The 11,474-nt window shown below is 63.0% G+C and carries 14 protein-coding genes; 10 read left to right on the top strand and 4 right to left on the bottom strand.

The features are described 5' to 3' along the window. Positions 1 to 184 precede the first annotated feature (184 nt). The 4 genes from MKK82_RS11115 to MKK82_RS11100 all read left to right on the top strand — a co-directional run bounded on the left by MKK82_RS11115 (position 185) and on the right by MKK82_RS11100 (position 2,899). Entirely contained in the window at positions 185 to 352 is a 168-nt protein-coding gene (locus MKK82_RS11115; RefSeq protein WP_243985671.1) for a DNA-binding protein, read from the top strand. Positions 353 to 568: 216 nt separating this feature from the next. After that, positions 569 to 922 carry a hypothetical protein gene (locus MKK82_RS11110; protein WP_243985669.1) on the top strand — a complete coding sequence of 118 codons (354 nt, stop codon included), beginning with the start codon at positions 569 to 571 and terminating at the stop codon, positions 920 to 922. A 23-nt stretch (positions 923 to 945) separates the two neighbouring features. Continuing rightward, a complete protein-coding gene (locus MKK82_RS11105) occupies positions 946 to 1,839 on the top strand; it encodes a toprim domain-containing protein (RefSeq protein ID WP_243985668.1) in 894 nt (297 codons plus the stop codon). Continuing rightward, a complete protein-coding gene (locus tag MKK82_RS11100; RefSeq protein WP_243985667.1) occupies positions 1,832 to 2,899 on the top strand; it encodes an AAA family ATPase in 1,068 nt (355 codons plus the stop codon). Before MKK82_RS11105 ends, MKK82_RS11100 begins: the two co-directional genes overlap by 8 nt. An 83-nt stretch (positions 2,900 to 2,982) precedes the next feature. Here the strand turns inward: MKK82_RS11100 and MKK82_RS11095 are convergent, their stop codons facing one another. Next, positions 2,983 to 3,351 carry a hypothetical protein gene (locus tag MKK82_RS11095; RefSeq protein WP_243985666.1) on the bottom strand — a complete coding sequence of 123 codons (369 nt, stop codon included), beginning with the start codon at positions 3,349 to 3,351 and terminating at the stop codon, positions 2,983 to 2,985. A gap of 87 nt (positions 3,352 to 3,438) precedes the next feature. Further along, on the bottom strand, positions 3,439 to 3,681 hold the full coding sequence (locus tag MKK82_RS11090; protein WP_243985665.1) for a DUF6522 family protein: 243 nt from the start codon (positions 3,679 to 3,681) through the stop codon (positions 3,439 to 3,441). Between the two features lie 673 nt (positions 3,682 to 4,354). Here MKK82_RS11090 and MKK82_RS11085 point away from each other — a divergent pair. The 5 genes from MKK82_RS11085 (at position 4,355) to MKK82_RS11065 (ending at position 6,883) form a co-directional block, all read left to right on the top strand. Further along, entirely contained in the window at positions 4,355 to 4,858 is a 504-nt protein-coding gene (locus MKK82_RS11085; RefSeq protein WP_243985664.1) for a hypothetical protein, read from the top strand. Between the two features lie 111 nt (positions 4,859 to 4,969). Beyond that, on the top strand, positions 4,970 to 5,242 hold the full coding sequence (locus tag MKK82_RS11080) for a hypothetical protein (RefSeq protein WP_243985663.1): 273 nt from the start codon (positions 4,970 to 4,972) through the stop codon (positions 5,240 to 5,242). Between the two features lie 54 nt (positions 5,243 to 5,296). Further along, positions 5,297 to 5,509, top strand: a complete 213-nt coding sequence (locus MKK82_RS11075; protein ID WP_243985661.1) for a hypothetical protein — start codon at positions 5,297 to 5,299, stop codon at positions 5,507 to 5,509. A gap of 121 nt (positions 5,510 to 5,630) precedes the next feature. Beyond that, complete coding sequence (locus MKK82_RS11070) at positions 5,631 to 5,975, top strand: hypothetical protein (protein WP_243985653.1); 345 nt, start codon at positions 5,631 to 5,633, stop codon at positions 5,973 to 5,975. 128 nt (positions 5,976 to 6,103) lie between these two features. Next, positions 6,104 to 6,883, top strand: coding sequence for a hypothetical protein (locus tag MKK82_RS11065; RefSeq protein ID WP_243985652.1), 780 nt, complete (start codon positions 6,104 to 6,106; stop codon positions 6,881 to 6,883). 5 nt (positions 6,884 to 6,888) lie between these two features. On the opposite strand, the gene MKK82_RS11060 is transcribed toward MKK82_RS11065, so the two are convergent. Next, positions 6,889 to 7,140: a hypothetical protein gene (locus MKK82_RS11060; protein WP_243985650.1), complete on the bottom strand. Its 252-nt coding sequence runs from the start codon at positions 7,138 to 7,140 to the stop codon at positions 6,889 to 6,891. Positions 7,141 to 7,196: 56 nt separating this feature from the next. Between MKK82_RS11060 and MKK82_RS11055 the strand changes: the two genes are divergently transcribed. Beyond that, positions 7,197 to 9,782 (top strand): hypothetical protein, encoded by a 2,586-nt coding sequence (locus MKK82_RS11055; protein ID WP_243985648.1) that lies wholly within the window; start codon positions 7,197 to 7,199, stop codon positions 9,780 to 9,782. 391 nt (positions 9,783 to 10,173) lie between these two features. Here MKK82_RS11055 and MKK82_RS11050 read toward each other — a convergent pair whose 3' ends face one another. Further along, positions 10,174 to 11,367, bottom strand: coding sequence for an AAA family ATPase (locus MKK82_RS11050; protein WP_243985646.1), 1,194 nt, complete (start codon positions 11,365 to 11,367; stop codon positions 10,174 to 10,176). Positions 11,368 to 11,474 lie beyond the last annotated feature (107 nt).

The raw sequence follows: 11,474 nt of genomic DNA, 5'->3' as shown, positions 1-11,474 counted from the left end.
CTTTGCGACCGTCTCCACGACCAACATCCCGCGCAAGCCTCCCGTTCGAGCCGGAAGGCAGTGTGGATGACTTGTCCTGGGGGTCCCGTTTGGACGCCGATCACCCCGAAAACGGGGTCCTTATTCCACGCCTAATCACATTCAGGGTGCGGCAGGAGACCTGCGCGCGCCAGCGGGGAAGCTTTTGCATCGTCGCAAAGATGCTCAGCACGCCCTCAGTATCAGCAACACCAAGTTCCACGCGTTGGTGAACGAGGGGAAGCTGAAGCTGGTCCATCAGGGAAGGGCGAGCTTCGTGCCCGACGAGAGCCTGCGCGCCTACGTGGCGTCACTGATGCAGGAGGCCGCTTAGCACCATGGCCCATCAAACAGTTGAGGGACGCCGCGCCGGCCAGCGCATGCGTCCCTCGGATAGTGTCGCTCGCCAGAGAGACCCATCCGAAGTAGCACTCAGTCCCCTCGAAATCCAGACCGCGCGCCTCCGCGCCCGATACGATTTCAGCCCGGCTCTCGCCGCGGTGATTGCAGGCCTAGCCTTCCCCATCGTCGATGACTGGAGGGCTTAGGCATGAGCGCCGAGACCCTCCGCCGCATCATGGACGAGACTGACGAGCGTCTCGCGGTCGCCAGCTACGGCGACGAAACCCTGGCGATCGGCATCGAGACAATGGCCGCGCTCGGCGTCGATGCCGCCGAGACCTTGTTCGTCCGCGTAGCCGGTGCGTCGTTCACGGATGCGGAGATCAACACCGCGATCCTCTCCACTCTGAACGGGCTGCAAGGGCACATCATTGAATCCTTCGATGCATTTGGCATCAAGGAGCACCCCTTTCTCGATCAGTGCTTGGAAGCGGTTGCGAGCGGGTTCCTCAACCGCGGTGAGGCGCTGTTCTCCGGCACAGAGCAGGGAGGCCGCGCATGATAGATCTTCGCTCCGCAGCGCGCATGCTCGGGGGCGAGGTCTCAGGTCGGAGCATCCTTTGCCCCGGCCCCGACCACAGCTCCCGCGACCGCAGCCTCTCCGTCTTATTCAGCACGGCCGCACCTGATGGCTTCATCGTCCGGTCTCATGCCGGCGACAACGACCTCGACGCCAAGGACTACGTGCGCCAGCGGCTAGGGCTCGACCGTACCTTTGCTTCACGGGGGTATGCTCAAAAATCAGCACACCCCGTTCCGGCTCAAGTTGGGTCGAAACTGCGGGCGGTCGATCCAAGCCGCCAAGCCGGTGCATTGGCTTTGTGGGATGAGGGCCAACAACCCTCTGGCTCGCCTGTCGAGATGTACCTCGCGAGCCGAGGCCTCGCAGTGCCGGCCGCTGGTGGAGACGTGATCCGCTTCCTTCCGTCCTGCCCCTTCGCGGGTGAGCGGACCCCGGCAATGGTCGCCCTGGTCCGGAACATCGTCACCAACGCCCCGCAGGCGATCCACCGCACAGCTCTCAACCTCAAAGGCCAGAAGGTCGAGGTCAACGGCAAGGGCCGGCTCGCCCTTGCCAGCATTCGCAACGGGGCGGTGAAGCTGACGGCGAATGAGGATGTCACCACCTGCCTGGGCATCGGCGAGGGCATCGAGACGACGCTCTCCCTGCAGGGTCTCCCCGAATTTGGGGACACCCCCGTGTGGTCGGTCCTGAACGCGGGCGGAATCACCAGCTTCCCGGTGCTGTCCGGGATCGAGTGTCTCTGGATCGCGGTCGACGACGATCCGGCAGGCCGAGGCGCCTCAGAGCTCTGTGCCGATCGCTGGCGCCGGGCAGGACGCGAGGTGTTCCTCGTGAAGGCGACGGCCGAGGGCGACGACATCAACGACGCGCTGAAGGCGGTGGCCCATGGCTGATACTGCCTACACGATCGAGCGGCTCGCACCGCTACCGGTGAAGGTCCCGCCGCCTCGCTTCGGATCTGCGACAGCTGCCGAGCTGATGGATGAGGTGCTGCCGCCGATCCGCTACATCGTCCCGGGCATCTTCGCGGAAGGGCTCACCCTGTTCGGTGGTAAGCCCAAACTGGGCAAGTCGTGGTTCCTGCTCGGTACCGCTATCGCAGTCGCCATGGGCGGCTACGCCCTTGGCACTATCGAGGTCGAGCAAGGCGACGTCCTGTACCTCGCGCTAGAGGACAACAAGCGCCGCCTGCAGAAGCGGCTCGGCCAACTCCTGCCGACGACCGCCTGTAATATCCCTGTAAGATTGCCGGAAAGATTGCACTACGATCTGAATTGCCGCCGCCTCGACGACGGCGGGCTCGACGATATCCGCGCCTGGATCGAGAGTCGGCCGGATCCGCGCCTCGTCATCGTGGACGTGCTCAACAAGGTTCGCCCTGCGATGAAGGGCAACGAGGGAATCTACGACTACGACGTGCGCTCGCTGGAAGGCCTGCAGGGGCTGGCCGCAGAGTTCGGCATCGCCATCGTGGTGATCCACCACACCCGCAAGGCAGAGGCCGAGGATCCGTTCGACTGCCTCTCAGGCTCGACGGGCCTGACCGGCACCGCCGATACGACCCTGGTGTTGGCAAGGGACAGTCAGGGCACCACGCTCTACGGGCGCGGGCGTGACATCGAGGAGATCGAGAGCGCGCTGACCTTCGATCGAACCAGCGGCGCGTGGACCATGCTGGGCGCGGCCGCCGACGTTCGGCGCAGTGATGAGCGCAACCTGATCCTCGACGCCTTGCGCCAGTCGTCAGAACCGATGTCGCCTAAAGACATCATGCTCGCGGCTGGTCTGGAGAGCAGGAATGCCCTCGATGTCACACTCTATCGGATGATGAAAGCAGGTGAAATCGAGAAGGCCGGACGTGGATCCTACTACCTCTCAGGGGTCCATAACCCCTGTAAGATCGGTAAGAATGTAAGATCGGGAGACCGGTACGGAGAGGGAGATGCCGAATGAGCAGCCCTCTCCAATCTTACAATCTTACCGATCTTACACCCCCCGTGGTAGAGGCAGACATCCGGCAAGCCAGCGGCGGCCGCCTAGATGCCAACGCTGGCCGCGCCCGCTTCGGCTGCCTGCTTCACGGTAGCTCCGTCTCTCAATGCCATGGCTACCGCGGTCGACATGGTGTCGACTGCGCGTGCTCGCTCTTCCCCATGATCGACGTGAGGGCTCTGTCCAACTCTGTGTTTGGCGTAGTGATTATCCGGAAATCTTCGATCGAGTCGTTCCCGCAGCATTCGGATTGCAGCGTTGTAGTCTGCATCGAAATTGCTGCCCTTCATAAGAGGAGATGCTTGGTAAGTTCCGGCCTCTTTCTCCGCAGCAATCAAATTGGACCGGCGCTCTTGCGCGTTACCGATGAGAAGCTCGAGCATTTTAGAAAACATCCAGCGGAAGAACGACATCGGAGCCTCCTGTATGGGCAACGAATGACGCAACTGCTCGACTTGCGTAGCACGCTTCAGCGGAGCGCGGTCCTGAGATCTGTGGCATCACCACGCATCCTCACTGAGGAGTGTGCCGCTTCGATCAAAGGTGCCCGACCATCCTCTGTCGGGCAGGCGGATGGTCACTCGCGACAAGCCTGCCTCGTCGCCATCGCCTGTCGCGAGTCTGGCGTCGACCTGTCCGCGCCGCTCCATTCGCTTCAGATCTCTGACGCGCACATCAAGGCGAGCAGCCAGTTCGCGGGGATCGACGATCCAATCGCCCTTGTGACCGAGGATGAGCTTCACGGATCAGCCCTCGAACAGCTCGGAAGCAGATGCGGGGATGAGGCCGTCGATAGCACGGTTCGCGTTCTTCGGAAGCGCAACCCTTTGAGCGCACGCCTTTCAATCCTTCCGGCGAGGCATGCGTCGCGACATGAATCGAGGCGACCGAACGACATTGGCGCCATCCTGATCCGCTCCATCGCCGCACGGAAGCAGAGACGCGATGAGCCTAAACAGAGCCTCCCGTTCCTGCCCCTCGAACAGGACGAGGAACGACCCGAGATCCAGTTGGACCTTCAGCCTGTCGTCCCCCAGGTGGTGCAGGACGTAGGGTCGACCGGTCTTCGGATCGCGCGCGAGCAGCCAACGCTTTCCGTTCGGTTCTACGTAGAATTCCCTGCACGTGTCGGGATCATTCTCAATCACGGCGGCCTCAGTGCACACCCCGAAATCAGACTATCGCCAGCTAATAGGGCGAATGACTGCTTCATAGTATCCGTCAATTCGACAGGGCTGTGGACAAGGCAGAGTGGCCTCGCCGGTCAAGCCTCAGGAGTGGCCGAGAGTAGGACCCGAGCGCGATCCCAGCCGATCGAAACCTCGTGGGTCCTTCCTGCTGGGGTGCCCATCGGAGGTAACGCGCGAGTTCCGATCCCTCACCAGCGATCAAATTTCCATAGGGGGTTCCGCCGCCATGTCGACCATTGCCGAAATCGCTGTTCACTTGGATCTAAGCGAACGCCGTGTGCGTGAATTGCAGGGCATGAACGTTTTGCCCAAGGCGGCGCGCGGACAGATGGACAGCGACGTCTGTCGCGTCGCTTACATCCGATACCTACGGGATCTCCAACCCGAGCCTTCGCAACCGGGCGACCTCGACCCGGCCCAGGAGCGCGCACGCAAGGACCGCGCACTCGCCGAACAAACCGAGATGAAGAACGAAGAGACAAGAGGGCACCTGGTCGAAATTGCCGCAGTTACAGCCCAAGTTTCTCGCGAATACGGCGTGATCCGTCAGCGCTTCATGGGTATCCGTGGCAAGCTCAGCGATGCATTAGACCCGAAGCAGACAATAAGGGTCGAAGGTGAAATCATCGAAGCGCTTGAAGAGTTGTCCGACCCAGACAAATTCGATGCCATTCTGGTAGCCTTCGACAAGCAGGCTAAGCACAAGGCAAAGCAGGAGAGCAAGAAATGAACGAAGAAATGAGGCAAGTTCAGGCTGAACGATTGCGGGCTGAGCAGGACTTGCGGCGCCGGCTCAAGCGGGCCCGCGCCGCCCTCCGCCCGCCGCCGCTACCAAAGGCCGATGGCTGAAGCGCCTACCTCCACGGGGCGTGTCGCCCTCGAACAGGCGCTCGCCGCCGTGCGGCAAGCGGAGGCTGCGCTGCTGACGGCCCTTGGGTCTGTTCCAGACACCAACCGCCAGGTCGGCTCTAAAGAGGCCGCCGGCATCTGGGGGCTCACGGAAGATGCCGCGCGGAAGAGGCTCAAGCGCATCGGCACACGCGATTTGTCCAACCGCTGGACCGCGCCGCTCAGCCTCGTCGAGGCCAACCGCAGTCCAGATGCGGCAAGGTGATTTTCTGGATGCGGCAAGGTGACGGGCCGGAAAGTAGGCCCGAAGCTATCCCGCATGAGCACGTCCTACTTCAACGAACGCCTGAGCGCGGCCGTGCCGCGTGAGATGCACGCCGCCGCGGCGAAGGTCGCGGTTCGGAAGGGGATCACCCTGGCCGACTTCGTGCGCACCGCCGTGCAGCGCGAGCTAGCGGTGGCGGGCGTGCCGCATCCCGGCATCCCGGAGCTTCGCCGGACCACCATCCTGCACGGGCTGGCGAAGCCGTGAACTGCATCACCCTTCATCCCGCTCCCAGCCGCGAGGGACAGTCGCGTCCGGTGAGAGAGGCCGCGCCGACGGTCCCCGTCATGGCGTTGACGCGGCCTCATCTCCTGTTTCGAGGAACGCCATGAACGCCATCGCGCCGCGCAAGCTCTCAACGAAGGTCGACGGCGTTGTGCCGACGCCGAACTCGCATCCGCACCTGTTTGCGTCGCGGCGCCGTGCTGGTGCCTCCGCCGATGAAGGCCTCGCCTTCGCCGATAGCTACTTCGCCACCAAGCGCGGGACAGCTGCCGGGAAGGCTGCCGCGCCGGTCCTGGCGGTGCCGGGTCACGGCGCCTTCGCTAACCTGCCGCCCGCCTCCGTGGATCGCATGCGCGGCGGCTCGCCGGTGACGGAAGCGACCGCCGAGCAGGTCGATGCCTACTTCGCCAACCGCCAGGCCGCGCGCGAACGCTCCGGCCGCCGCTGACCTTCGGGGCTCGTGATGACGACGCCCGCGGCCCGTCGAACACCGGGAACCCGACCTCCGCGCCCCGAACGCTACCGCGGTCAAGGTCGGGACGGCCGCGCCCCTAAATCTCGCCAGGAGTTCACGCCTTGAGCAGCCCCGTCGCCCGCATGGTTCCCCGTCGACCGGCCGAGAAGCCGGGTCCCACCTTTGAGACCCGGACTGCCGAGCGCATCCGTCACGACGTCGCGGCGGCCGCGTCCGAGGCCCAATCTGCCGCTACGCAAATCGCCAGCCTAAACGGGCGCACCCGGGACATTCTGCGGACCGGCGACGACGCCGCGCACGAGCGGCATGAGACGGAGATCGCCCGGCTTGGGCGCGTCATTGCCCGGGCAGAGCAGCGGCATGAGGATCTGACCGTCGAGCTGCGGACCGCCGAAGCGAGCGAGGCGGCGGCGGAGCGGGCGACGCAGCGCGCGACCGCTGAGGCAGCGGTGGCGGCTGTGATTGATCGCGCCGCCGCTGAGTACAGTGCCCCGGCCGCGACAATCGCCGGCTTCCTCACGGACTGGACCGAGGCCGAGCGCCTGGCGCGAGAGGCCGGCATTCCCGGCCCTGCCATCGTGTCGGGCCGGGATGCGCGGCGGCCGACAGCCGATCCGGCCGAGCGCGTCGAGAGCTGGGAGGCCTACGCAGACGAGGCCGGCAACCCGACGTCGAACCCGCATCCCTACAAGCCGGATGGCTCGCTCGACCGCACCCGCACCCGCGAGTGGCGGACCTTCCGGCGAACCGTGCCGGTCACTGCCTACGCCGCCGGTGGCCATACCCGGCCGGCGCTCCGCGAGACTGTGCGGCTGCCACAGCTCGCCGAAGATGGCTGGCATCACGGCGATGGCATCAATAACCGGGCTACGCGGCTGTGATGGTCCTAGTCGCCACCGCCACCGTCACCACCGCCCCCGCCATCGCTGCTGCAGCTCCCGCTGTCGCTGCCATGATGGGAGCAGCCGTGGTGGCTGGAGCTGAAGTCGGGACCGCCCGTCGTGTCGGCGCTGACGTAGCTGTAGGTGGAGCCGTCGCTTGCCGCCCGCGCTCGCATCCCGCGGGGCCTGAGGCTCCAGCCTATCGAGACGATCACGAGCATCAGGATCGCGAACTCGACCGCCTGCTTGCCGTCCATCGGAACCTCCATCGGTTCGTCGATCAGGGCAGCATAGCACACTTCAGGAGCGCCTGATGGCCGATGATCCTCTGCGCATGGAAGCTGAGGTCCGGGACAAGTTCACCGGCCCCCTGAAAGCCCTGCGGTCTCAGCTGCTCGACACCGCTCGCGCCGGGAATAACCACAGCGACGCACTCGCCAAGGGTTTCAAGTCGGTCGAGGGGGCGATGCAGTCGACCGCTCGGACGGCGTCGAGCGTCGTGAACCCGGCCTTCGCCGCCCTTGGCGTCACGGGGCTGAGCGCCGGCGCTGCCGTGGCCGGCATCTCGAATGCCCTCAACCGGCTGACCGGTAGCATGGCGAGCCTCGGCCAGCTCAGCCGCGAAACCGGTGTTGCGGCTAAAACCCTGCAAGAGTTCGGGAGCGTGGCCGGCCGGTTCGGGATCGAGCAGGATGCGGTCGCGTCGGCCACCAAGAACTTCGCCGCGCAGATGCGGACGTTCTCGATCGGGACCGGCGAGGCGTTCCGATGGGTGATGCAGCAGGGCCGGGACGCGGCCGGGCGCAAGGCGTTCCAGGATTTTGCGACCGACCTGCAACACACCACTGATGAGGGCGAGAAGCTCAAGAAGGCGCTCGCCTTCATGGAGACCATCCGCAACCCGGTGGAGCGGGGCATCTTCGCCCAGCAGTTCTTCGGCAACCAGGACCTCGGGCGCATCGCTGATGGGCACCTCGGCAAAGTCGTGGACCTGTTCAAGAAGGCCCGGGAGAAGCTCGGCGAGTTCAAGCCGGAGGACATCATCGATGCCGAGAAGTTCGATCGATCGGTGAGTAGCCTCAAGAGCTCGATGCAGCGCTTCGGCTTGACGATCGCCCGTGAGTTGCTGGGACCCGCCACCGAGTTCACCACCTGGATGGATACCCTGGTGTCAGGCGAGCGGGCCGACATAACCAAGTCGCTCCGAGAAGGCCTGCAGGCCGTGAAGACGGAGCTTGGCCAGATCAACTTCAAGCAGTTCGGTGACGACGCAGTCAAAGGCCTGCAGGCCGGGACGGCATTAGCAGGCTCGATGGCCCGAGCGTTCCACGAGATCGCAGAAGCGGTGCACGCAATCCGCGAGGGCGACTATGTCGGCGCGGTGCGCGGCCTCGACGGCGCTTCCGGCCCGCTCGCGCGCAAGCTAGCGCCGCGCCTCGGCGACGACGAGATCGGCGCTCGCGAGAACGTCGACCGGCTGACCAAGCTGCGCGACGTGGCCAGGGATGCATCCGGCCACCTGATCGGCCGCACGCAGCAGCGCATGGGTCTGCTCGACACGCCCGAGGCAGCCCAGCAGAAGCTGGACGCGGCCCAGGCCGAGCTCTCCCGGCTCCAGGGCCGCACACCCGAACAGCGTCAGAAGGACTTCGAGGCGTCGGAGAAGCTCCGCAAGAGCGTGGACGCGCTCACGGACGAAATGAAGGCCAGCCGCGGCGGTGCGACGGTCTCGAAAATGTCCGCGGACAGCCTGGGCGGGCTGTTCGGGGATGCGACCGTGCAGACGGCGGCTTTCGGTAGCGGAAGCAGCTTCGACCGCCGTGGCAGGCGGCTGCCGCCGGAGGATCCGGCGCAGCGCGAGGCGCGCCGGCAGGCTGGGGCAGGAAACTACGGCAACCCGGATGCGGCTTGGTTCGGCGGGCGCGGCGGAATCGACGGTCGGTTTGGTGGCGCCGGTTCTGGTGGCGCAGTCGGTGCCGGCCGCTTCAACCCACTCGGGGTGCGGCCGCGCATGGGGCCCATAGGACCGCGGCCGGACATACCGCGGTTCGGCGGCTCACCTTCCGGTAGCGACGCCGGCAACCTCACGGCGCTGATCGAGAGGGAGTCGGCCAATGCCGGGATCGACTCCGGATGGATGCAGGGCATCCGGGCTGGTGAGAGCGGTAAGCGGCACAACCGTGGCAATCCCCGAGGGGCATACGATCACAATCCCGGCACGCCCGGTCGCCCGGAGGATTCGTGGGGGCCGTTCCAACTGAACCGCTATCGCGGACGCGGCACTGGAGCGGAGTTCGAGAAGGAAACGGGCCTCGACCTCAGCGACCCGCGGACGATCCCGGCGCAGGTTCGTTGGGTTGCGCAGTATCTCCGCAAGAAGTTCAACAAAGATCCGCGGTACAGCCCGTTCCCAAACTGGCAGGGCTTCCACGGGAAGCGCGCCGCCAATCCGAGTTGGGGCGACTCCGGTTACGTTCCAGAAGGCGGAGGCGCAAGGGCCGAGCGCGCGGACGGCGGCACCGGATTGCTGCCGAATGGCGCCCCCAGCGTCCTCCGGCCAAACAGCATGACGGGCGCGCCAGGCGTGACGATGGATCAGGCCAACGCGATGCGAACTGGCAAAGCCGATGGAGCCGGCTGGGCGGCTCGCGAAGCCGCTCGGAAGACGTTCGAGGCGCAGCAGGCGGACGCGGCCGGTCTACGTTCGAGCGGCGCACGGGTTGCTGCTACTGCCGCACGTGCTGGCGTGGTCGCCATGCCCAAGGTCGAGAACAACGGCAGTGTGGTCGTGAATGTGCTGAAACCGGGGCCCGAGACACGGGTGGCGACCACCGCCAGCGGTAATCTGTTCCAGGATGTCGTCCAGCGCAGCGGTGCGCAAATGCGAAGGGCGGACTAGCGACCCATAATGTCAGGAAAAGAATTAGACAGTTCCGTGCATGTTGCGGCACGACCACGCTTTGCTTCCTGCGCATCGTACATCTTCATGCCAGCCGTAAGTATCTGTTCCATTTTCCGCTCATTTATTCGAGCGGCACATTCTTCGACCCGCGGCACGGTCCGGTGATGATTGCTGGTCAAGCCGCATTGAAACTGCGCGCGACTGAAAAAGCCTTGGAGCTTGATGACCCCTTCGCACTGATCGGCGGCACGGGCGCCACCGACAGCGACGACGAGAGCGAGGGCGGCGAGGGCTGTGCGCATGGCGGGAGGATAGCCTTGAGGATGACAATGTCGAGGTGGCCTACGCTCCGAGCGCAAATTGAGATTGCGATGGAGCTATACCTTCGTCAAAGGGAAGTCCACTTTGGTTTGAAATCAGGCATCACACGGCGCATATAAGAGTCAAACAGTGGAACTGTGAACGCTGTATCGCCATGCTGGTGCGAATAAATCATTCCTTTAGTAATGAGCTTAGATCTAGTAGGACCAACGCTGGTCACTCTTAAGCCGAGCTGTTCAGCAATACTTCCAGATTTGTGGTGGCCGGGGCCGAGTTCTGCCAGGGCGCGCATGTATCGTTTCTCAGAAGCATTGCATCGATCAAACCTATGCCTAAAGAAACTTTCATCGAGTTTCTTAATCGCCATAGCTGTTGCAGAAACTATGACGTTGCGATCAATAATATCCTGCTCCGACAAATTCCAAGCCTCATGGCCCCATTGCTGTAAAAAGTACGGATACCTTTCAGTAACGAGCATTAGTTCTTCAATTGCTTCATCGGTATATGAAACACCTTCATCTCGAGCCGGGTTAACTATCGCAGAGATTGCATCACCTACTTCGAGAGGACCAACGGTCGGATATGTGAACAGCCTCTCAGAATAAGATTTTGACTCGCCGGCCAAGGCAAGTATTTGTGGCAATCCCGCACCAATAAGAACAACTGGTAATTGATATTGATTGACTTTATGTATGGACGTAATAAGAGCGGAAAATTCTATCTCAGATAGGTATTGAAGTTCATCAATTAATATTGCTACTGCGGTTCCAGCCGCCTTTGCCGCTTCACCAACGGCAATTATGAGATCGGTCAAATCTGATGAAAGCTGTCCTGTGTCTGCGACGCCAGCCTCAGCTTCGATACCAAGTTCTATGTCGCCGTAACTTAGTTTAAAAACACCCAGAAAGCTTTTTAGAACGCGAAGTCCTTTTCGAGCTTGCTCTCTTCCCTTTTCAGACAAGCTTAAAGACAAAAGAATGCGGCGCAGATCAGGGACTAACAATTCTGGGAGATTTTTTGCCTCCGTCGCTTCAATTGAAGCGGTCCGAAATTTCTCCGCTTGAGCTAGCTCGCGGATTTTTACCAGCAAAACGGTCTTCCCAACGCCACGCAGCCCAACGAGGATGGGGCTTTGTATCGAACGGCCCAAGGCCGCGCGTTTTAAAACCGTATCGGCGCCTTTCAGCAGATCGTCGCGGCCGGCCAACTCGGCAGGCGGAGTGCCAGCACCGGGTACGTAAGGGTTTCGAACGGGATCCATGTGTATGAAGGCTTATGATGAGTTTACCTAGAACCCTTCATAAATCGTCATAATCGCTATCTGTTCCAGAAAAAAAGCTTAGCTTGCCTTCCTGAGCCGCGCCCCCC

This window comes from Methylobacterium sp. E-046 (assembly GCF_022829625.1).
GTDB classification, from domain to species: domain Bacteria; phylum Pseudomonadota; class Alphaproteobacteria; order Rhizobiales; family Beijerinckiaceae; genus Methylobacterium; species Methylobacterium longum.
The sequence above is the reverse complement of the archived record's forward strand: the minus strand, read 5'-3'. Positions and strand labels throughout refer to the sequence as shown.